The sequence below is a fragment of the Serratia sp. HNCC26DJ244 genome (genome assembly GCF_057180565.1).
Genome location: NZ_JBXUGO010000022.1, coordinates 1 through 22,256 on the forward strand (window position 1 = coordinate 1; position 22,256 = coordinate 22,256).

16 protein-coding genes and 1 pseudogene are annotated in these 22,256 nt (G+C 50.3%); 7 read left to right on the forward strand and 10 right to left on the reverse strand.

What is annotated here, in order from left to right; genetic code table 11:
• Positions 1-230: 230 nt before the first annotated feature.
• The 6 genes and pseudogenes from AC2A06_RS15590 to lrp all read right to left on the reverse strand — a co-directional run.
• Positions 231-691: pseudogene (locus tag AC2A06_RS15590) on the reverse strand (molybdopterin dinucleotide binding domain-containing protein); the annotation flags it as partial.
• Between the two features lie 173 nt (positions 692-864).
• Positions 865-2,157: a serine--tRNA ligase gene (gene serS, locus AC2A06_RS15595; RefSeq protein WP_473195541.1), complete on the reverse strand. Its 1,293-nt coding sequence runs from the start codon at positions 2,155-2,157 to the stop codon at positions 865-867.
• A 389-nt stretch (positions 2,158-2,546) separates the two neighbouring features.
• Positions 2,547-3,890: a replication-associated recombination protein A gene (locus tag AC2A06_RS15600; protein WP_473195542.1), complete on the reverse strand. Its 1,344-nt coding sequence runs from the start codon at positions 3,888-3,890 to the stop codon at positions 2,547-2,549.
• Between the two features lie 7 nt (positions 3,891-3,897).
• Positions 3,898-4,509, reverse strand: a complete 612-nt coding sequence (gene lolA, locus AC2A06_RS15605; protein ID WP_023491924.1) for an outer membrane lipoprotein periplasmic chaperone LolA — start codon at positions 4,507-4,509, stop codon at positions 3,898-3,900.
• Positions 4,510-4,759: 250 nt separating this feature from the next.
• Positions 4,760-8,299: a DNA translocase FtsK 4TM domain-containing protein gene (locus AC2A06_RS15610; RefSeq protein ID WP_484380874.1), complete on the reverse strand. Its 3,540-nt coding sequence runs from the start codon at positions 8,297-8,299 to the stop codon at positions 4,760-4,762.
• A gap of 120 nt (positions 8,300-8,419) precedes the next feature.
• Entirely contained in the window at positions 8,420-8,914 is a 495-nt protein-coding gene (gene lrp, locus AC2A06_RS15615) for a leucine-responsive transcriptional regulator Lrp (protein ID WP_023491928.1), read from the reverse strand.
• Between the two features lie 213 nt (positions 8,915-9,127).
• Here lrp and AC2A06_RS15620 point away from each other — a divergent pair, with 213 nt between their 5' ends.
• The 6 genes from AC2A06_RS15620 to infA all read left to right on the forward strand — a co-directional run bounded on the left by AC2A06_RS15620 (position 9,128) and on the right by infA (position 15,516).
• Positions 9,128-9,442, forward strand: a complete 315-nt coding sequence (locus AC2A06_RS15620; protein WP_473195545.1) for a hypothetical protein — start codon at positions 9,128-9,130, stop codon at positions 9,440-9,442.
• A 73-nt stretch (positions 9,443-9,515) separates the two neighbouring features.
• Entirely contained in the window at positions 9,516-10,490 is a 975-nt protein-coding gene (gene trxB, locus AC2A06_RS15625; RefSeq protein ID WP_023491931.1) for a thioredoxin-disulfide reductase, read from the forward strand.
• A 338-nt stretch (positions 10,491-10,828) separates the two neighbouring features.
• Complete coding sequence (cydD, locus tag AC2A06_RS15630) at positions 10,829-12,595, forward strand: heme ABC transporter permease/ATP-binding protein CydD (RefSeq protein WP_484380875.1); 1,767 nt, start codon at positions 10,829-10,831, stop codon at positions 12,593-12,595.
• A 2-nt stretch (positions 12,596-12,597) separates the two neighbouring features.
• Positions 12,598-14,343 carry a heme ABC transporter ATP-binding protein/permease CydC gene (cydC, locus tag AC2A06_RS15635; RefSeq protein ID WP_473195548.1) on the forward strand — a complete coding sequence of 582 codons (1,746 nt, stop codon included), beginning with the start codon at positions 12,598-12,600 and terminating at the stop codon, positions 14,341-14,343.
• Between the two features lie 75 nt (positions 14,344-14,418).
• Complete coding sequence (aat, locus tag AC2A06_RS15640) at positions 14,419-15,171, forward strand: leucyl/phenylalanyl-tRNA--protein transferase (protein ID WP_473195549.1); 753 nt, start codon at positions 14,419-14,421, stop codon at positions 15,169-15,171.
• Between the two features lie 126 nt (positions 15,172-15,297).
• The gene (gene infA / locus AC2A06_RS15645) at positions 15,298-15,516 is read left to right on the forward strand and encodes a translation initiation factor IF-1 (protein ID WP_002211347.1); all 219 of its coding nucleotides are present in this window, start codon (positions 15,298-15,300) and stop codon (positions 15,514-15,516) included.
• Positions 15,517-15,728: 212 nt separating this feature from the next.
• Here the strand turns inward: infA and clpA are convergent, their stop codons facing one another.
• Positions 15,729-18,011 (reverse strand): ATP-dependent Clp protease ATP-binding subunit ClpA, encoded by a 2,283-nt coding sequence (gene clpA / locus AC2A06_RS15650; RefSeq protein WP_023491935.1) that lies wholly within the window; start codon positions 18,009-18,011, stop codon positions 15,729-15,731.
• Between the two features lie 26 nt (positions 18,012-18,037).
• Entirely contained in the window at positions 18,038-18,358 is a 321-nt protein-coding gene (gene clpS, locus AC2A06_RS15655; RefSeq protein WP_473195550.1) for an ATP-dependent Clp protease adapter ClpS, read from the reverse strand.
• 412 nt (positions 18,359-18,770) lie between these two features.
• On the opposite strand from clpS, the gene cspD reads away from it, so the two are divergent.
• Complete coding sequence (gene cspD / locus AC2A06_RS15660) at positions 18,771-18,992, forward strand: cold shock-like protein CspD (protein ID WP_023491938.1); 222 nt, start codon at positions 18,771-18,773, stop codon at positions 18,990-18,992.
• A gap of 92 nt (positions 18,993-19,084) precedes the next feature.
• Here cspD and macB read toward each other — a convergent pair whose 3' ends face one another.
• Together macB and macA are read right to left on the reverse strand one after the other, a co-directional pair.
• Positions 19,085-21,031: a macrolide ABC transporter ATP-binding protein/permease MacB gene (gene macB / locus AC2A06_RS15665; protein ID WP_484380876.1), complete on the reverse strand. Its 1,947-nt coding sequence runs from the start codon at positions 21,029-21,031 to the stop codon at positions 19,085-19,087.
• Positions 21,031-22,143, reverse strand: coding sequence for a macrolide transporter subunit MacA (gene macA, locus AC2A06_RS15670; protein ID WP_484380877.1), 1,113 nt, complete (start codon positions 22,141-22,143; stop codon positions 21,031-21,033). The genes macB and macA overlap by 1 nt, the downstream gene beginning before the upstream one ends.
• Positions 22,144-22,256 lie beyond the last annotated feature (113 nt).

Sequence of the window (22,256 nt, forward strand, 5' to 3'; positions counted from 1 at the left end):
GTTCGCTGGCTATATTATAGAGCCTTGCAATAAAATAGTAGTATTCAGTTAGGCCACTCAATTATTTGGGCCAAATACCTCCTCAAATAATCGCTGAGAATAATGAGTCCATCGGCTTAACGTAACGTATTAGGGGGTTATTTAAAAGCCCTCATTGGCCTCATTCAATCATTGCCAAACTGCGGCTTGGTAACATCAGCAAACACTTATTGTTACTCATCAAGCCAAATTCAAACCTTTTCAATCTGAATCAGGTTGGTATGTTGCGGATTACCCTTCGCCAATGGCGAGGGACGCAGTGTCGTCAGGGTATTCATACAGGCCCCCCATGATCGATACGATCCCCTTTCATATCTGCTTGATGCCAAGCACCCTGACCCATCGCGACCACACCGGGCATTATGCGTGGGGTAACTTTGGCAAGAACTCGTACTTCACCACGGGCATTGAATATTCGCACCATTGCGCCACTGACAATGCCACGTTGCTGTGCATCAAGAGGATTAATCCACACCTCCTGCGGACATGCCCCTTGCAATATATCAATATTAGCGTAGCTGGAATGGGTTCTGGTTTTGTAATGGAAACCAAACATTTGCAGTGGGTAAGTTTTCCGTAACGGGTCGTCCCAATCTTCAAAAGTTGAGGCATAAATCGGTAAAGGACTGATTGTTTCGTCTTGCTCTAACTGATTGCTATGCTTCACATTATTGATTTATTGCCCCCAATATCGCCCATAACTGAGTAATAAACTTTGTTTGCTATCAAGACCGGGAAAGTTATTTATAGAAGGGAGAAGAGATCAGGATATAAAGCAAAAAGCGCCCGCAGGCGCTTTTAATAGAGAAGAACATCCAACTAAAACTAGCCGATATACTCCAGCCCACCCATATAAGGGCGTAATACGTCTGGCACCTGAATACGGCCATCAGCCTGCTGATAGTTTTCCAGCACGGCCACCAGAGTACGGCCTACCGCCAAGCCTGAACCATTCAGAGTATGCACCAAGCGCGGTTTTTTATCAGCCTTGGTGCGGTAACGAGCCTGCATACGACGCGACTGGAAATCCCCCATGTTGGAGCAAGAGGAGATCTCGCGGTAAGTATTCTGCGCCGGGAGCCACACTTCCAAGTCGTAAGTTTTGCAGGAACCAAAGCCCATGTCCCCGGTACACAACAATACCTTGCGGTAAGGCAGGTTCAGCAACTGCAGTACTTTCTCGGCATGACCGGTGAGTTCTTCCAGTGCATCCATAGACTCTTCCGGGCGAACAATCTGCACCATTTCGACTTTATCAAACTGGTGCATACGGATCAGGCCACGGGTATCACGACCATATGAACCTGCTTCAGAACGGAAGCAAGGCGTATGCGCCGTCATTCGCAGCGGAAGATCGTCTTCTTCGAGGATTTCGTCACGTACCAGGTTGGTAACAGGCACTTCTGCCGTTGGGATCAGCGCATAATTGCTGCTTTCTGACTCTTCTTCCAACGGTTTGGTATGGAATAAATCAGCGCCGAACTTCGGTAGTTGACCCGTTCCATACAGTGTTGCCTGGTTTACCAGGTAAGGAACATAGGTTTCCAGATAGCCATGCTGTTCTGTATGTAGGTCTAACATAAACTGTGATAGCGCGCGGTGCATACGCGCGATTTGACCTTTCATCACCACAAAGCGCGCACCGGTCAATTTTACGGCAGCAGCAAAATCCAGGCCGCCACAAATTTCACCTAATTCAACATGATCACGCACAGGGAAATCATACTGGGCAGGTTCCCCCCAACGGCTCACTTCCAGATTTTCACTGTCGTCTTTACCATTTGGCACGCTATCATCAGGCGTGTTAGGCATAACCAGCGCGTAATCACGGATCTCACTCTGCAGTTTATCCAGAGCCGCTTTAGCCGACTCCAACTTGTCACCCAATTCATTTACTTCACGGCGTAGAGGTTCGATATCTTCACCACGCGCTTTAGCCGCACCGATGGATTTCGAGCGAGAATTGCGTTCCGCCTGTAATGTTTCCGTTTCTACTTGCAGAACCTTGCGGCGCTCTTCTTGTGAACGCAACAGATCCAGATCGAGTTTAAAACCTCTGCGAGCCAGTTTTACGGCAACTGCGTCTAGCTCATTACGCAGTAAATTGGGATCGAGCATGCTAATCCTGTGCTTGTAGTTATTGAAAGAAAACTATTTATACTCTTCATACTTCAAGCTGCTTGGGTGTTAGCTGCACTCTGTCACCCCAGCCACATAGTCAGCTATGCTCCTGGGGATCAATGAACCTCATTCCTGAGGTTCACCCTGTGCGGGCCAGAACAAGTGCTGTTCAAATCGGTTCCTGACCGATTTGTCCATCGCTGGCCGCCTGCAAGCAACTCGAATTATTTTGGGTATAGTATTTAGGTCATAAAACTATGGGCTTCTTTCACTTACGATTTTGGCTTATCAGCCCCCTGAGAGCACTGGGTTAACCATTACCTACAGCCGGGGATAAACCCCGCTAAAAGAAGCGTTATGCCGCTAACCTTACCGCAACAATGGCACTAGCGGTAGCGTTTTGTCGGGCTATTTTGATCCTGCTCAGCGAGCCATTGCAACTTTTCACCAATTTTACCTTCCAGACCACGCGCGGTCGGATGATAGTAACGGGTAGCAGCCATTTCTGGTGGGAAATAACACTCCCCAGCAGCATATGCATTAACTTCATCATGGGCATAACGATATTCTGCCCCCAATCCCATCTCTTTCATCAATTTGGTTGGGGCATTGCGCAAATGTTCCGGTACGTCATAATCCACCAACTCCTTGGCATCATGCATCGCCGCTTTAAAGGCGCTATAAACGGCGTTACTTTTCGGCGCGCAAGCTAGATAAACAATCGCCTGAGCAATCGCCCGTTCCCCTTCTGCTGGCCCAACACGGGTAAAGCAATCCCACGCGGCAATAGCCACTTGCATCCCCCGGGGATCGGCATTACCAACATCTTCAGAGGCGATGGCTAACAAGCGGCGTGCGACATACAGCGGATCACCGCCGGCAGTAATGATACGGGCATACCAATAGAGCGCTGCATCGGGTGCCGACCCGCGTACCGATTTATGCAGCGCAGAGATCAGGTCGTAATAACGGTCACCTTTATTATCAAAACGCGCGCTACGCTCCCCCGAAACTTCCTTCAGCAAGGTTGGCGTCAGCACACGCATGCCTTTGCTGTCTATCTCGGCCATATCAGCCATCATTTCAAGGCTGTTTAAAGCACGACGTGCATCCCCCGCCACCAATTCCGACAGGATCTGTTTGGTTTCTGGTAGCAGGGTGATGTTCTGGCCGCCAAAGCCACGATCAGGGTCTTTCATTGCCTGATCCACGACCAGAGCAATATCCTCGGCAGTCAATGCCTTCAGCAAATAAACCCGGGCACGGGAAAGAAGTGCCGAATTGAGTTCAAAAGAGGGGTTTTCAGTGGTGGCACCAATAAAAGTAATGGTTCCATCTTCAATATGCGGCAAAAAGGCATCCTGCTGGCTCTTATTGAAGCGGTGAACTTCATCAACAAACAAGATAGTACGGCGCCCGGCATCACGATTTTGCCGTGCTCGTTCTATGGCCTCGCGGATCTCTTTAATGCCCGAAGTGACCGCAGAGATCCGCTCAACATCCGCCTGCCCATAACGGCCAATCAACTCCGCCAGGGTGGTTTTCCCTGTTCCTGGCGGCCCCCACAAAATCATTGAATGCAGTTGCCCCGCCTCAATAGCACGAGGTAAAGGCTTGCCCGGCGCCAACAAATGCTGTTGACCAATGTATTGAGCCAGCGTTGTCGGCCGCATACGGGCCGCCAACGGCTGAAACTCATTATGGGAAAAATCAAGCGACATGTTACTCACGAACACCTCACTGCCGTTGGTCGTCCACCGTCACCCCTTTCGGCAGTGTGAATTTAAACTTGGCGGCATCAACACGGCTATTCTGCTGGCCTTTCAACTGATAAGCACTACGTTGCCCATCTTGCTCAACCGCAGTAAAGCTCTTGATGGTACCGCTATTGGTAACGGTAATGGCAAATTGCTTCAGATTGCCACTGCTCGCTTTCGGCGTCAGTTCAAATTCATCACCTTTCTGCTTAACGTTGTATTGCTTCCAGTCATTAGCATCGTTGCGGGTGATCAACATAAAAGGGGTGTTGCCAGTAGCACTTTTCAACCAACTGGCCGTCACTTGCTCAACAAAGGGGTTATAGAACCACAGTGTTTCACCATCAGAAACCAACACACTTTCATCTGGGGAAGTCATATGCCAATTAAACAGATTGGGGCGTTTTACCCATAGCTCGCCTTCACCCTGTTGTACCGCGGCACCATCTGCACTAGTTACCGTTTGAGAGAAGCTGGCATGAAAACTGTTTACCTTCGCCAAACGACTCTGTAGATCTTGCGCCGCATCGGCCCACACGGCAGTAGACACCCATCCCGAAAGCAGACAACAGGCAACTAACAGTTTTTTCATTGTTTCAGTACCTTATAAAATGTTCTTATCGCAAAGCAACGCTGTGCGCATCAAATAACCCTAAACCCCACCACTTTACCTGAAACATTGAGTTGGCAACCAGTGCAATATTCCGATAACCAGCGCGGGTTTACGCATCTTTGCAAAAAGGCCGCAAATGCGGCCTTTGAAACTCTTTTTAGCTGTAATGCTGCCGAAAGCGGATAGAGCAAAAACTGCTCACTGAGTCCGCTTCGGTATCAGTGGCTAATTACTCATGGCGCGGAGGGGCAAGTACCTCACGGTTACCGTTATGCCCTTGTTCACTGACAATCCCCTGGGCTTCCATCTGTTCAATTATGCGCGCGGCACGGTTATAACCGATACGGAACTGACGTTGTACTCCGGAGATCGACGCACGGCGTTTATCGATCACAAACTCCACCGCCTGGTCGAACAACGGATCGAGTTCTTCATCGCTTTGACCACTACCCGCAGTACCCTCACCATCGTCAGCTTCGTTGAGAATGCCCTCTTTATATTGAGGACGCTCACGCGCTTTCCAGTCTTTGACCACCGCATGAACCTCTTGGTCGCGAACAAAAGCACCATGAACACGCACCGGAATTGATGAACTTGGTGCTAGGTACAGCATATCCCCCATACCCAGCAATGATTCCGCTCCACCTTGATCGAGGATAGTGCGTGAGTCAATTTTGCTGGACACCGTAAACGCGATACGCGTCGGGATATTGGCCTTGATCAACCCGGTAATCACATCAACCGATGGCCGTTGCGTTGCCAACACTAAGTGGATCCCGGCAGCACGGGCTTTCTGTGCCAAGCGAGCGATTAACTCTTCCACCTTTTTCCCCACGGTCATGATCAGATCAGCGAACTCATCTACCATCACCACGATATAGGGCTCTTTTTCCAGCATCGGCATACTCACTTCCATGCTGTCACTCGGTTTCCAGAATGGATCCGGGATTGGCCGCCCCATTGCTTCCGCCTGATCGACCCGTTCGTTATAGCCCGCCAGGTTACGCACCCCCAATGCGGACATCAGCTTATAGCGGCGCTCCATCTCGGCGACACACCAGCGCAATGCATTGGCGGCATCTTTCATATCGGTAACCACATCAGTAAGGAGATGCGGAATCCCTTCGTAAACCGACAGTTCAAGCATTTTCGGGTCGATCATAATAAAGCGCACCTCTTTCGGTGTGGCCTTATACAAGATGCTCAGGATCATAGCATTGACCCCTACCGACTTACCGGACCCGGTGGTACCTGCGACTAACAAATGGGGCATTTTAGCCAGATCAGCCACCACTGGCTGACCAGCAATATCTTTACCCAGCACAATCGCCAACGGTGAAGGATTATCACGGAAAGCCGGGCAATCAAGCACTTCTCGCAGATAAACCGTCTGGCGTTTGGCATTTGGCAATTCCAGCCCGACATAAGGTTTACCAGGAATAACCTCTACCACACGAACTGCCGGTGCAGACAAGGAGCGAGCCAGATCGCGCGACAGGCTTGAAATACGCGCCGCTTTAACACCTGGTGCCAAATCCAGCTCAAAACGCGTAATAACTGGGCCAGGCAGAATGTCGACAACATCCGCTTTTACCCGATAATCCGCCAGGCTAGCTTCTACCAAGCGCGCCTTTTGCTCTAAGACAAAAGTATCTACCGGCTCAATATCTTTTGGCGCTTCCGTCAGCAGATCTAATGTCGGCAATGGCGTTGTTGGCTTCTGCAGTGGCAGATCATTGCGCATCAGGAATGGATGGATCAAGCTATCCATCGCCGGTGCAACTTCTGTTTGTGGTGATTGAGGTTGCGGTGCTGGCACTCGCGGCGCTGAAACCGGTGTGCTCGAATAGGCTGGCACTGCAGATTCATATTGACCAAAAGGCACATCATCTTCTTGCTCGCTTTGCAGCTCAATACGATCTTCAAGCTGAGGCGATAAGTTGAATAACGGTTCTTTTGGGCCATCATCAAACTGATCGGTGGTTGGCGTAATGCCAAAACCGCGTTGAGAGAAAGAAGCAGGTGGAGAAAGCTCTACAGGTTCAGATTCCCGGTACTCTTCACCATAGCGAGCCTGCTGTTGTGCAGCAAATGCCTGGGCTAGTGCAGCCTGGTTCTGTGCCTCTTCATCCGCTTGTTGGTCTGGCTGATACCCTTCGCCATAGCGTTGGCTCTGCTGCTCGGCAAAAGCCTGACCTAATAAGGCTTCCTGCTGAGCATCATCCTGGGGTTGCTGCTGCAAAAAGTCGTCCACACGCTGTGCTTGTTGCTGTTGTTGCTGTTGTTGCTGTTGTTGCTGTTGTTGCTGTTGCTGTTGCTGTTGCTGTTGTTGCTGTTGCTCAGCCATGCGCTGAGAAGGCAGTTTGATACCATAAGAAGCCAACTCACGCCGGGTTGGGATCCGTACCCGATTTGGCCGGGGCAGTTCAGGGCCAATACCCTGCTTAATCTGCGAACTGGCGTCATTAGTTGCGGTGAATGCGGGTGTAAACAGGTTATTCACCGCCCCCAACGCCGCACTACCAGCCGGGTCAAGCGCACCATCGCTATCACGTTGAGCTGCAGTAAAATCAAGTGGTGAAAGTTCTGCTTGTGCCGTATCCGTTATCTGCCAGTTACCCATCCGGGGATCGTTTTCTATTTCCAGATAAGAGGTTGCCGAATGGCTTGTATTAGACTCAACAGCCTTATCGGTAGGGATTTCGAATGAATACAACGGCGGCATATCAGCCTCTGCAGCCAGCCCTAGGGGCAGAGAATTGTCTGCGGCAGACGCTTCAGGCGCCATGATACCTGCTGGTGGTATCGCGGCGTCAGGCAGGGTAGAGCGCAGCATACCCGCAGGTTCGAACTCAGCAGTCGGATAGTCATCGCTGCTGGCTCGTAAGCCACTCAATAAGGGGTCAGCAACATCCTCCGCTACTTCTTCTGCTACTTCTTGGGCCATTTCCGCCACGGAAGGGGTAGAAAACAGCACATCGCCATCATCCGCAATTGCATCAGCAGAGACCGCGGTCATAGGCTCATGAGTCGTTAGCTCAGGCCGATCTTCAAACACGCGGACATCATTACCATCGCGGTATTCAATACCATTGCGGGGTTCAATATCTTCATCTAGCTCAAGATCATCATCGTGGTAATGCTCTTCACGACGGGAACGATTGGTCATAAAGGTGGCAGCACTCAACACTACCCAGCCGATTTTCTCAGCAATCGTCAGCCATGACCAACCGGTGAACAAGGTTAAACCCGCAGCCCAAACACAAAGTAACGCCAACGTTGCACCAATGCCATTGAACCAAGGCAACATGGCATTACTCAATAAGCTGCCAATTACCCCGCCGGAAGCAAAATAATAGAGGTCATCAACATTCAGTGCCGCCAGACCACAAGAGGTCAGTACCAGCGCTAAAGTGCCGATCAGGCGCAATGCCAACGCAAAATAGTCAATATAATCGCCATCCTCAGTTTGGCGGTAACTCACCCAGCAAAGAATCAGCATGATCGGGGGGATCGCGTAGGCAAGTACGCCAAAAGTGAAGAACAAGGTATCGGCCAACCAGGCACCAACACTGCCCCCCAAATTGTAGATAGGCTCATGCCATGCGGTTTGTGACCAACTAGGATCAGATGGATTGAAACTGAGCAGGGCAACCATCAGGTAGATGGCGCAAACCGCCACCACCAGCAGCATAGCTTCGAGCAAACGCCGCCCACTGCTGAGTTTTTTTAGAGTAACGTCTTTATCTTCTGTGTATTCCTGGCTCAAGAAAGGCTCTCCAGGTTCCTGTTAGCTGACAGCGTAACAACGCCGAGAAATTTTCTCGGCGCTAAAACTGTATGAATAAACAGGAGTATAGCGAATTTAATCAGGTTTTGCACCTGCGTGTTACCGTGTTTTGATAACCAGACGATTGGTTTGCTTAACTTCTTCCATAACCACATAAGTGCGGGTGTCATTAACCCCTGGTAAACGCAATAGCGTTTCACCCAGCAACCGACGGTAAGCTGACATATCCGGTACACGGGTTTTCAACAGATAGTCGAAATCACCTGAAACCAAGTGACACTCCTGGATCTCTTCCAATTTCTGCACCGCAGCATTGAACTGTTCAAACACATCTGGCGCACCGCGGTTCAAGGTAATTTCCACGAAAACCAGTAAGGAAGCATCCAGATAATGGGGGTTAAGCAATGCGGTATAACCATTGATAAAGCCCTGACGCTCAAGACGGCGCACACGCTCTAAACAAGGTGTTGGGGATAAACCGACACGTTTCGAAAGCTCGACGTTAGAAATCCGCCCATCTTTTTGTAGCTCATTAAGAATGTTGCGGTCGATGCGGTCCAGGTCTTTACCTGGTCGTTTTTTATTCTCTGCCATTATTGTTGTCTCTCTTATGTTCTTCCCTGCACTTACACCCTAAGCCAAAACAATGTACCAAGGCAGGGTTTGTTCCAAGCGAAGACTCGATGCCAGTGGTAAGCGTCCCCCTCCTTGGTTAATCAGGAGAGTTCGTTCTTGATACCCATTCTCATTCAAACAGCGGGGGTTTGGCTATACTTAGTCACCCTAAGGCAATAATAAGCGACGCTGATGCGGATTTACCCGTCTGCCACCTGGCTGCAATTTGAATCAGTCTGGATGTTAATACTAAAATTCGCTGTCAGTCCGGAAAAAATTTCTCCTTCCTCTGATGTTTTCGCAAATGCACAGCCGATTGTCAAAGTAAAAGAACTAAAATCAGTAGAACGTGCCACTTGCCTGATGGAAATTCATCCCCAACAGAAGCGGAAAAGCCACGTGGATAGCCCTATTCTGCAATCCGTCGCTATTTTGCCCGATTCATTTCGCATCAAAGATACCGACTCATTTTTTGCCATTCAACAAATCATTAACAACGCGCCTTAACACTTTTTTTACGCGGGCATTTTCCCTACAATCAGCATCATTATCTGCCATTGTGCAAAAAGAGGTTATTGAAATGGGCAACGCTAAACACAGCAAGTTATTGATCCTAGGCTCCGGCCCTGCGGGCTATACCGCCGCAGTTTATGCCGCACGCGCCAACCTGAACCCCGTGTTGATCACCGGTATGGAGCAAGGTGGCCAATTGACCACCACCACCGAAGTGGAGAATTGGCCGGGGGATGCTGAAGGGCTGACCGGCCCAGCCCTAATGGAACGTATGCGTGAACATGCGGCAAAGTTCGATACCAACATTATTTTCGACCATATCACCCGTGTCGAATTGCAAAAAGCGCCTTTTCGCCTATTTGGTGACGACGATAATGAGTACACCTGCGATGCCCTGATTATCGCTACCGGCGCATCAGCACGTTATTTAGGGCTACCGTCAGAGCAACAGTTCAAGGGGAAAGGCGTTTCCGCCTGTGCGACCTGTGATGGTTTTTTCTATCGTAACCAGAAAGTCGCGGTAGTTGGCGGTGGCAATACTGCCGTAGAAGAGGCACTCTACCTGTCTAACATTGCTGCAGAGGTGCACCTGATCCATCGTCGTGACAGTTTCCGCAGTGAAAAGATCCTCATCAATCGCCTGATGGAAAAAGTAAAGAACGGCAACATTATTCTACACACCAACAGCACATTGGATGAAGTGCTGGGTGATCAGATGGGGGTGACAGGTGTTCGCCTGCGCAGTACTCAAGCTGAGGATAAAACCGAAGAACTGGCGGTGGCAGGTGTGTTTATCGCGATTGGCCATAGCCCAAATACGGCCATCTTTGGTGACCAGCTTGAGCTGGAAAATGGTTATATCAAAGTGCAATCCGGTATTCACGGCAACGCAACACAAACCTCTATTCCCGGGATATTTGCCGCTGGTGATGTTATGGATCACATCTATCGTCAGGCAATTACCTCTGCAGGGACTGGCTGTATGGCCGCACTGGATGCCGAACGCTATCTTGACAGCCTTGCGACGCAAACAGGTCAGTAAGCATGTTATAACGATGGCATACTGCGTAGTGGTTGGCCCGCAGGTGACCTCAAGGATGAGGTTTATCAACCCGGGAATAGCAGCCGTTTAGCCATTATTCCGGCAGTTTGCGTAGCGGCTGTGCTATTTTGCTGACAGCTGAGTAGAAAAGTAACCTGAGCGTTCAAACCACAGTGTTCAATCCATTGGTGTTAAAATAATGGCATTCAACCATTGGCATCCAAACAATAGTGTTCAAACCATGGCGTTTATTTGTCTTGCTTGTGACTTAAGCGAACATTTCAACAGTACGTTAACCTAGCCTGTTGCTACGGGCATTGGCGGCACAGACTTTTCCGATGAAAAAAACCAGACAGCAGCAGTTGACCCGTTGGCTCAAGACCCAGAGTACTTTGGCACGGCGTTGGTTGCGTATTTCTATGCTGCTCGGCTTGGCAAACGGTATTTTAATCGTCGCACAAGCCTGGCTGTCAGCCTCCTTACTCCATGCTCTGATAATTATCCATCAGCCACGGAGTGAACTTGTTTCATCATTTATCTGGTTGGCGGCGACTTTTGCACTGCGTGCCGTGCTCAGTGGGTTACGTGAACGGGTTGGTTTCATTTGTGGGCAGGTAATACGCCAACGGATACGCGCTCAGGTGTTAGATAAACTGCAACAGCTCGGTCCAGCCTGGATACAGGGCAAACCGGCAGGCAGTTGGGCCAGCATCATTATTGAACAAATCGAAGATATGCAGGATTACTATGCGCGTTACCTGCCGCAAATGTATTTAGCCGTGCTTATCCCGGTGCTGATCCTGATCACCGTCTTCCCGATTAACTGGGCGGCAGGTCTTATCCTATTGGTAACCGCCCCGCTCATCCCGCTGTTTATGGCGTTGGTCGGTATGGGTGCGGCAGATGCCAACCGCCGTAATTTTGTTGCCCTGGCACGCCTGAGTGGCAATTTTCTTGATCGTCTGCGTGGGCTCGATACCTTGCGCCTGTTCAACCGTGGTCAGGCAGAAACCGCTCACATTGCCCGTGCTTCGGAAGATTTTCGTCAGCGCACCATGGAAGTCCTGCGCATGGCGTTTCTCTCCTCGGCGGTGTTGGAGTTCTTCGCCTCTGTCTCTATCGCCGTGGTAGCCGTCTATTTTGGCTTCTCTTACCTGGGTGAGTTGAATTTTGGCAACTATGGGACAAGTGTCACGCTGTTTGCTGGTTTTCTGGTGCTGATCCTGGCACCCGAGTTTTTCCAGCCGTTGCGTGATCTGGGTGCCTTTTACCATGCCAAGGCTCAGGCAGTGGGCGCGGCGGAAGCGCTGGAAAGTTTTCTTGCTGCCGAAGGGGAATCGATGGGTAATGGCACGCAACGCGTGGACAACCGCACCCCACTGACCTTGCAAGCACAGAATTTGGAAATTCTCACCCCCAATGGGGTGTTACTTGCCGGGCCACTTAACTTTACTTTGCCTGGCAACCAACGCATCGCCTTGGTTGGCCTCAGTGGTGCCGGGAAAAGTTCACTGTTGAATCTGTTGCTCGGTTTTCTTCCCTATCGAGGTTCATTACAGGTCAATGGCATTGAATTCCGTGAATTGTCAGCGGAAAGTTGGCGTCAGCAATTAGGTTGGGTTGGGCAGAACCCCCACCTGCCAGCAGCAACACTGCGCGATAATATTCTACTCGGCAACCCACAAGCCGATGAACGTCAACTACAACAAGCCATTGATCAGGCCTACATCAGTGAATTTCTGCCACAGTTGCCAGATGGGTTGGAAACAGAACTGGGCGATAGTGCAGCTCGCCTCTCTGTGGGGCAGGCTCAGCGCGTGGCCGTGGCGCGAGCGCTGCTAAGCCCACGCAGCTTGTTATTGTTGGATGAGCCAGCCGCTAGCCTGGATGCCCACAGCGAGCGTTTAGTGATGCAGGCATTGAGTGTTGCCTCCCATCAGCAGACTACGGTGTTGGTCACACACCAGTTGGAAGAGACGGTAAATTACGATCAGATTTGGGTGATGGATAGCGGTAAAATTGTCCAGCAAGGCAATTACGCCACACTCAGTACGCAACCCGGTCTGTTTGCCAACCTGATAGCCCACCGTCGCAGGGAGCTATAATCATGCGCGTTTTATTACCATTCCTGGCGTTATATCGCCGCCACTTAGGGATGATTATGCTAGGCATAGTCCTGGCAATAGTCACATTACTGGCCAGCATCGGCTTGTTATCGCTATCTGGCTGGTTTCTAGCCGCTTCCTCACTGGCGGGCCTGGCGGGGTTGTCTAATTTCAATTACATGCTACCTGCAGCCGGTGTGCGTGGTGCAGCCATTTTCCGCACTGCCGGGCGTTATGCTGAACGGGTAGTGAGCCATGATGCGACATTCCGCGTTCTATCGCAGCTTCGCGTATTCAGCTTTAAAAAAATTCTACCACTCTCCCCAGGGGGGATTGCCCGTTTTCGTCAGGCCGAATTGCTAAATCGATTGGTCGCGGACGTCGATACGCTCGATCACCTCTATCTGCGTGTGATTTCCCCGCTGGTCAGCGCCGCCGTGGTGATTTTAGTGGTCACCGTTGGCCTAAGTTTCATCGATGGTCAACTGGCGTTCACCCTGGGCGCAATTTTGCTGTTCCTGTTGCTGATCATCCCCCCGGTCTTTTATCGCGCGGGGCAGCCCATCGGGGCAGAACTGACCCAATTGCGCAGTCAATACCGCACCGGCCTTACTGCCTGGTTACAAGGGCAAGCAGAACTGGTGGTCTTTGGCGCACTCGAAAATTTCCGCCAGCAACTCAATGACACTGAACAGCGTTGGCAGCGGCGCCAATGGCAGCAAGTCTCTCTAGGGGGGCTCTCACAAGCATTAATGATCCTGGCCAGTGGTCTGACTGTCACCTTGTTGTTGTGGCTTGCCGCTGCAGGTATTGGCAACAATACTCAGCCCGGTGCACTCATTGCCCTGTTTGTTTTTGCTGCCTTGGCCTCTTTTGAAGCCATGCTCCCTGTAGCTGGCGCGTTCCAACACCTGGGCCAAGTGATCGCCTCAGCCACTCGGGTCAAGCAGCTCATCGATCAACAACCTGAAGTCACCTTTCCAACGCAGTCGGTATCGGGGCCAGAGCGGCAAACCCAAGCCTCACTGCAACTGAGTGAAATCACCTTTACCTATCCCAATCAACCGATAGCCGTGTTGAACAAAGTGACCTTGAATGTGGCTGCGGGCGAACAAATTGCCTTGCTGGGACGCACGGGCTGCGGCAAATCTACCTTGTTGCAACTCCTTACCCGTGCCTGGGATCCAGACAGTGGACAGATCCAACTCAATGGTCAACCGCTGAGCGCTTATGATGAGCCCACCCTGCGTGCCATGACCAGCGTGGTTAGCCAGCGAGTTCATATTTTCAGCAGCACATTGCGTGACAATCTGCGCATTGCCGCCCCTGATGCCAGCGATGAGGTTCTGAGTGATATGCTGCAACAGGTCGGGCTGGGTAAGCTACTGGCTAACGAAGGGTTGAATGCCTGGCTGGGTGACGGGGGGCGCCAACTCTCTGGAGGTGAACAACGCCGTTTAGGGCTTGCCCGCGCGTTACTGCATCAAGCCCCGTTATTGCTACTCGATGAACCTACCGAGGGGTTAGATGCCGAGACCGAGCAACAAATCCTGGCTCTGTTACGCCAGCATTGTGCTGGCAAAACCTTGATTTTGATTACCCACCGTCTCTCTGGATTGGAGTATTTCGACCGTATTTGTGTGATGGATGGTGGACAAATCGTCGAGCAAGGAAATCATGTTGAGCTAATGAGCCAGCAGGGGCGCTATGCACAATTTCAACAGCGGCTGGGGAATCTGCCCCTTTGATACGGCCTGATACTGACTGGATCTGTCCTTAATGACACTCAGCAACCTAGCTGTTACTTGAATAAACCGAGATTTATGCAACTTTTTACTCTGTCACCGCAATCCATACTGTTTCCATCCCCGGAGCACGCACTGCGTGACCCTAATGGCCTGCTAGCTATTGGTGGTGACCTGGCACCGCCTCGGTTGATCGCCGCCTACCAGCAGGGCATCTTCCCCTGGTACTCGCCAGGGGAGCCGATTCTCTGGTGGTCACCAGACCCTCGGGCAGTGCTGTTTCCCACGGAATACCATCTTAGCCGCAGTTTTAAGCGTTTTCTGCGCAGTAATCCGTTCCGTATCACGCTTAATCAGGCTTTTGCTCAGGTCATCACCGCCTGTGCGCAACGTCCTGATGAAGGTACCTGGATAGGTGATGAAGTCCAGCAGGCTTATTTGCAACTGCATCAAATGGGCTACGCACACTCAATTGAAGTGTGGTTAGGCGATAAATTGGTTGGGGGGTTGTATGGTGTCGCACAAGGGGCACTGTTTTGTGGCGAGTCGATGTTTAGCCTGGTGACCAATGCATCAAAATGTGCCTTATTGGCTTTTTGCCGCCATTTTGTGGCATATGGTGGAGAATTGATTGACTGCCAGGTACTTAACCCTCACACTGCCGGGCTTGGAGCGAAAGAAATCCCGCGCAACCATTTTTTGCAGCAACTTGCTATACTTCAGCGCCGGGTTTTAGCGCCAGAATGTTGGTTGCCACAAGATATCAACCCTGATTTATGTAAGCACCTCCTTAAATCAAATGGTGATGAATATGGCCTCACAGTAGGTTAATGACCTCTTTCAATCACTAATTTTACGGAAACGCTGCATTATTCAGCGGCATTTCTTTACATAATGTAGGTTTTTCGGCATTATCTTGCCGGTTAAAAACTAAGGTAGTAACACCTAGAGGACTCAATGGCCAAAGAAGACAATATTGAAATGCAAGGCACCGTTCTTGATACGCTGCCAAACACCATGTTCCGCGTTGAATTGGAAAACGGGCACGTGGTAACCGCTCATATCTCCGGTAAAATGCGTAAAAACTATATCCGCATCCTGACGGGTGACAAAGTCACTGTAGAGCTGACCCCGTACGACCTGAGCAAAGGCCGCATTGTCTTCCGTAGCCGTTAATCGGTTCATCCATCACCTGCCAGTGGTGATTGCGAGGATGTGATCCCTCTTAGCGATAATTCTGTTTACCTAAGCAGCAAGGTTCAGTATCAAGTTCTCTTGGTGCGGGTAAACTGAGAGGGGGCTTTTCCATTCCCAGCACTGATTAAATTCAGACGTAAAAAAAGCGATGTCTAAACATCGCTTTTTTGTGTTTTATGCCTACCTATCACTTAGTGCATGGCACTTTCATCCGCTTTACGCTTCTGAGCACTGAGGAAGCCGTAAGTGAGCTTGTTATTCTCTTTATCCAGTTCGACTTTCACCGAACCACCATCAACCAAGGAACCAAACAGCAATTCATTGGCCAACGGTTTCTTCAGGCTTTCCTGCATGACACGCGCCATTGGACGAGCCCCCATCGCACGATCATAGCCTTTCACTGACAGCCAGTCACGGGCTTCGGCACTCACTTCCAGCGATACCCCCTTGGCATCCAATTGCGCTTGTAGTTCGACGATAAACTTGTCGACCACCTGCTGGATCACCGCGGTAGACAAATGGTTGAACCAGATAATGTTATCCAGACGGTTACGGAATTCTGGCGTAAACACTTTCTTGATCTCTTCCATAGCATCAATGCTGTTGTCCTGGGCGATCAAACCAATAGATTTACGTTCTGTTTCACGCACACCGGCGTTAGTGGTCATCACCAGAATAATATTACGGAAATCCGCTTTACGGCCATTGTTGTCAGTCAGCGTGCCGTTATCCATCACCTGCAATAGCAAGTTGAACACATCCGGGTGTGCTTTCTCAATTTCATCGAGTAACACCACCGCATGGGGATGCTTGATCACCGCATCCGTCAACAACCCCCCTTGGTCGTAACCGACATAACCCGGAGGCGCACCGATCAAACGACTGACGGTATGACGTTCCATATATTCGGACATATCAAACCTCAGTAATTCAATATCCAGTGCCTTGGCCAGTTGTACCGTCACCTCAGTTTTCCCGACGCCGGTTGGCCCTGCGAACAGGAAAGACCCAACGGGTTTATGATCCTGCCCCAAACCGGCACGACTCATTTTAATGGCTTCGCTCAGCGCTTCAATGGCAGGATCCTGACCAAATACCAACATTTTCAGGCGATCGCTCAAGTTTCTCAATACGTCTCGATCACTGGCTGAAACTGTTTTCTCTGGGATACGAGCAATGCGCGCAACCACAGACTCGATATCTGACACATTAACGGTCTTCTTGCGTTTATTGGCCGGCAGTAAGCGGCTACGAGCGCCGGCTTCGTCAATCACGTCGATCGCTTTATCAGGCAGATGACGATCATTGATATATTTCACTGACAGCTCAACCGCTGCGCGGACCGCTTTCGCCGTGTAACGCACATCATGGTGCGCTTCATATTTACTTTTCAGGCCATTGATGATCTGAATTGTCTGTTCTGGCGTCGGCTCAGTAATATCTATTTTCTGGAAGCGACGCGCCAACGCGCGATCTTTTTCGAAAATACTGCTGAACTCCTGATAGGTGGTGGAGCCAATCACCCGGATCTTGCCACTGGAAAGTAATGGCTTAATCAGGTTGGCGGCATCCACCTGCCCGCCAGATGCCGCACCAGCACCGATGATGGTATGTATCTCATCAATAAACAGGATACTTTTTTTATCCTGTTCAAGCTGTTTCAGCAGCGCTTTGAAACGCTTTTCAAAGTCGCCACGGTATTTGGTACCCGCCAGTAGTGAACCGATATCTAACGAGTAAAGTGTGCATTCTGCCATCACCTCTGGCACATCGCCCTGAACAATCCGCCAGGCCAACCCTTCGGCAATCGCGGTTTTGCCCACCCCCGACTCCCCCACCAAGAGTGGGTTGTTTTTACGGCGACGACACAGGACTTGAATCGTCCGCTCCAGCTCACTGTCTCGGCCAATCAGTGGGTCGATGCCACCGACACGAGCCAGTTGATTCAGGTTAGTGGTGAAGTTTTCCATACGGTCTTCCCCCCCTGACTGATCTTCATTACTGGCCGAATTCTCTTCATTCGGCGCCTGGTCGGGCTGATCTTTACGCATACCATGTGAAATGAAGTTCACCACATCCAAGCGGCTGACATCATGTTTACGCAACAGGTAAGCGGCCTGAGATTCCTGTTCGCTGAAAATAGCCACCAGGACATTAGCGCCAGTGACTTCACTACGGCCAGAAGATTGCACATGGAATACGGCACGCTGCAATACGCGCTGGAAGCTGAGTGTTGGCTGTGTATCACGCTCCTCTTCGTTAGCAGGCAACGTTGGCGTGGTCTGTTCAATAAAGGCTTCCAGTTCCTGACGTAATGCCGCCAGATCCACCGTACAAGCCTCAAGGGCTTCTCGCGCGGCAGGGTTGCTGAGTAACGCCAGCAACAGGTGCTCCACGGTCATAAACTCATGTCTGTGCTCACGCGCTCTGGCGAAAGCCATGTTGAGACTGAGTTCCAGTTCTTGATTGAGCATAAGCACCTCCCCAATAGATCGCCTGTTCAGGCTTTTTCTTTCGTACAAAGCAACGGAAACTCATTCTCCCTTGCATAACGGTTCACCTGAGCCACTTTGGTCTCCGCCACTTCAGCGGTAAAAACACCACAGATAGCTTTGCCATGATAGTGAACCGTGAGCATCAATTGTGTTGCACGTTCAGTATCATAAGAAAAGAACTTTCGCAGAACGTCAATCACAAATTCCATCGGCGTGTAATCGTCGTTGTTAAGTATCACTTTATACATTGATGGCGGCTTTACCGCATCAATCTGTTTTTGTTCGGCTAAATGTTCAAGATCCAGCCAACCATTACTATTGCCCATTGCTGATCATCTTCTCTGGTGCTCCATCGTTCCTCCTCGTTTGGCTGCCTGAGGCTTCGCGCCATGGCCTGGTGACAGCAATTGACACGAACTTGAGTCTATATGGAGACATCTTAAGGTTGTTCAAAGTAGTATCCCTTGATACTTCTATTTTATCATCATCATACTGAAGCTGCTGCATCACCTACCGAATTATTTCGCAACTTATTTGTTACTAAATAATGTCGGCAATGTTAACCAGATCAAATTTTAGTAAACCACTGCCTGCTGTCAAAGCCGATATCTTGACGTGACGACCATTTGCTCTAGAGTGTAAATTCGTGAGTTGCTGCTCTTTTGACCAAATAACACTCACCAGAATCAGTTATTCATCTCATCTGAAAAATAATTATGTTGCGAGGGATGTAAAAGCATGGAAACCGGTACGGTTAAATGGTTCAACAACACCAAAGGGTTCGGTTTCATCTGCCCTGAAAGCGGTGGTGAAGATATTTTTGCTCATTATTCAACGATCAAAATGGATGGTTATCGAACGTTGAAAGCAGGTCAACAAGTCAGATTCGATGTGCATCAAGGGCCGAAAGGGAATCATGCCAGCGTTATTATGCCTGTGGAAAACGAGGCATTGGCCTGATTGCGCCACCAATCCCACCCTGCACTGTCAAACTAAATGCAAATGCCAGCGGTTATTCGGCTGGCATTTTACTTAATAAACTTAGGTCTCGTTTACTCACGCGCCAACGCATCAATCGGGTTCAGTTTGGCAGCCCGCTGTGCAGGTAAATAACCGAATATCACGCCAATCGCTGTAGAGCAGAAAAAAGCGCTCAGCAGAGCCGCCATTGAAAAACTGAACTGCCAGCCGGGTAGCAACCCTTGTGCCAGCAAGCAGATAGAGAAGGACAACAACATCCCCAGTCCACCCCCGATCAGGCACACCAATACCGCCTCGATTAAAAACTGCTGCATGATGTCACCAGAACGCGCCCCTACCGCCATACGGATGCCAATTTCACGGGTGCGTTCTGTTACCGAAACCAACATGATATTCATCACTCCAATCCCGCCAACCACCAGCGAGATCACCGCCACCAAGGTAAGGAATAATTGCATCGTATAGGTGGTTTTCTCCACCGCTTGTACCAGGCTGTCCATGTTATCAGTAAAGAAATCTTTCTTGCCATGGCGCAATGTCAGCAGTCGCGTAAGCTGCTGCTCCGCCTCTTGGCTATTATAGCCATCGCGGATACGCACCGTAATCGAATCAAAATAGTTGTTGCCGATGATCCGATTGCTCATGGTGGTATAAGGAAGCCACACTTTCAGCGAACTGCTACCACTAAACATTGACTGCTTTTCCTGCGTGACACCAATCACCGTCGCAGGCATATTGCCCACCAAAATCACCTCACCCACCACATTATCTTGATAGGGAAACAAGCGGCGTTGCGTATTGGCGTCAATCACCACCACCTGTGCTTGCGATTGCACTTGTACAGCATCTATACCTGAGCCTTGAGAAAAAGCCATCCCGTGAACCCGGAAATACTGCTCACTGACGCCAGCAACATTGGCTGCCACGTCTGTCTTGCCAAAACGCACGCGCATGCTACTGCTAATATTGGGTGAAAGTGCACGGACATAAGGCTGTTCACGCAGTGCATCAAGGTCGTCATATTTCAATGCTTGCCGATAGATAGGGTCATCGTCACCAAAATCCTTGCCGGGAAAGATATTCAGCGTATTGGTACCAATTGATTTGATATCTGCCAGCACCTGCTGTTGCGCCGCATCACCTATCACCTGGATTGAGGCTACCGATGCAATACCGATGATGATCCCTAACATGGTCAATGCGCTACGCATCTTGTTAGTCGCCATAGAGCGCCAAGCCATCATCAGCGCCTCACGCCAACGCCCGGCCATCTGCCGCCAAGAAGCAACGGAGGTGGTCAACTCAAGCGTTTTAACTGGCCGCTTACCTTGAAGCCGCGAACCAGAATCAGCAATGATTTCTCCATCACGGAGCTCAATAATTCTTTCAGCTTGTTGGGCGACAGCCAAATCATGCGTAACAATAATCACCGTGTGCCCCTGCTCGCGCAGTTGCTTGAGCACCAGCATCACCTCTTCCCCGGATTGGCTGTCCAGTGCCCCGGTAGGTTCATCAGCCAGGATCACCTGACCGCCATTCATCAGTGCCCGGGCGATACTGACACGCTGCTGCTGCCCACCGGAAAGTTGGTTAGGCCGATAAGTAACGCGTTCCGCCAAACCCAGCCGCGTCAACAAAGCGATGGCTCTGGCACTGCGCGCCGCCTTACCCAACCCAGCGTACACTGCGGGTACTTCAACGTTCTGTGCCGCACTCAGATAGGGCAGTAAATGATAACGCTGAAAAATAAAACCGAAATGCTCACGCCGCAATTCCGCCAGTGCATTACTATCCAGTGTTGCCACATCTTTCCCGGCGATACGGTAAGTGCCACCAGAAGGTTTATCCAGGCAACCGAGAATGTTCATCAGGGTTGATTTGCCTGAACCAGAAGCCCCCATAATGGCCACCATCTCCCCCGCGTCGATACGTAAACTGATACTTTTCAGCACATCTACCGATTGCCCCGCAGAAAGATAGCTACGCCGAATATCACTCAGCTCTAGCAATACCGCCATCAGTTGTTGCCCTCCACAGTGCCACGGCTGACAATCACCTCCTCGCCTGCTTGCAATCCGCTGAGAATCTGCACCTCCAGGTTATTACGTATGCCGATCGTCACTTCCCGTTTCACGTCTTGGTTATGCTGCAATATCGAAACGTAATAGCGGTTTTCGTCAATTTGTTCCCCCAGCGCGGCAAGGGGTATCACCAAGGCATCGCTGACTTCATCAAGTAATATATGAACCAGTGCGGTCATTTGCAGACGAAGTAAGCCTTGCGGGTTAGGCACTGCAAAACGCGCATAGTAGAAAATGGCATTGTTGATTTTCTCGGGTGTGGGTTGAATATCTTTCAACACACCTTCAAAGCGTTTGCCGGGGTCACCTAATATGGTGAACCACGCTTTCAGACCGGGTTTCAGGTGAATCACATCTGCTTCTGAAACCTGCGCTTTAACCAACATGGTGCTCATATCTGCCAGCGTCAGGATATTGGGAGCCTGCTGCGCGGCAATCACCGTTTGCCCCTGTAACGTGGTGATCTGTACCACATCGCCATCCATCGGCGCCTCAATGCGCGTATAGGCTAAATTAATTCTGGCAGTGTCCAGACTGGCTTGATTTTTAGCTATTTGAGCCTGAGTGGTTGCAACTTGCGCCTTTTTCACCGCCAGTTCAGTAGTGAGCTTATCCAAATCCTGGCGTGATATCGCCTGGACTTTGGCCAACTGCTGGTTACGCTGCAGGGTAAGTGTCGCCAATTGCAGTTCTGCTTGCGTCTGCTGCAACTGAGCGTGCAACTGCTGCAACGTTGCTTCACCTTCACGAATGCTGTTTTGCGCTTGCTGTGGGTCAATGATGGCCAGCAACTGGCCCTTCTTTACTTTATCGCCAATTTCAACCTTTAGGCTTTGCAACTGCCCATTGACCTGCGCCCCAACATCCACCTTGCGCATTGCATCCAATTGACCGGTCGCCAAGACGCTTGGTTGCAGATCGCGCTTCACCACCTTAACGGTTTTAAAATCCACTGGCTCAGAGTGTGAGAAATACCAATAACCCCAAATGATCATCAGCAAACTAACCCCTGCGCCCCACCAATACTTGTTACGCCTAATTAACCGCATCAATACTTATTCCCATCCAGATGACCTGCAATGACTGAGTGCACTCTATAGTAACGTAACGAAATTATCACTGTTGATTTTTAATTGCCTAATCCATGCTTATCAGGCCGACA

Coding starts and splice junctions, on each gene's coding strand:
- cspD (WP_023491938.1), top strand. CDS start 18,771: ATGGAAACCGGTACGGTTAAATGGTTCAACAACACCAAAGGGTTCGGT.
- trxB (WP_023491931.1), top strand. CDS start 9,516: ATGGGCAACGCTAAACACAGCAAGTTATTGATCCTAGGCTCCGGCCCT.
- macB (WP_484380876.1), bottom strand. CDS start 21,031: ATGGCGGTATTGCTAGAGCTGAGTGATATTCGGCGTAGCTATCTTTCT.
- clpA (WP_023491935.1), bottom strand. CDS start 18,011: ATGCTCAATCAAGAACTGGAACTCAGTCTCAACATGGCTTTCGCCAGA.
- serS (WP_473195541.1), bottom strand. CDS start 2,157: ATGCTCGATCCCAATTTACTGCGTAATGAGCTAGACGCAGTTGCCGTA.
- macA (WP_484380877.1), bottom strand. CDS start 22,143: ATGCGGTTAATTAGGCGTAACAAGTATTGGTGGGGCGCAGGGGTTAGT.
- cydD (WP_484380875.1), top strand. CDS start 10,829: ATGAAAAAAACCAGACAGCAGCAGTTGACCCGTTGGCTCAAGACCCAG.
- AC2A06_RS15620 (WP_473195545.1), top strand. CDS start 9,128: ATGCGGATTTACCCGTCTGCCACCTGGCTGCAATTTGAATCAGTCTGG.
- cydC (WP_473195548.1), top strand. CDS start 12,598: ATGCGCGTTTTATTACCATTCCTGGCGTTATATCGCCGCCACTTAGGG.
- aat (WP_473195549.1), top strand. CDS start 14,419: ATGCAACTTTTTACTCTGTCACCGCAATCCATACTGTTTCCATCCCCG.
- lolA (WP_023491924.1), bottom strand. CDS start 4,509: ATGAAAAAACTGTTAGTTGCCTGTTGTCTGCTTTCGGGATGGGTGTCT.
- infA (WP_002211347.1), top strand. CDS start 15,298: ATGGCCAAAGAAGACAATATTGAAATGCAAGGCACCGTTCTTGATACG.
- clpS (WP_473195550.1), bottom strand. CDS start 18,358: ATGGGCAATAGTAATGGTTGGCTGGATCTTGAACATTTAGCCGAACAA.
- lrp (WP_023491928.1), bottom strand. CDS start 8,914: ATGGCAGAGAATAAAAAACGACCAGGTAAAGACCTGGACCGCATCGAC.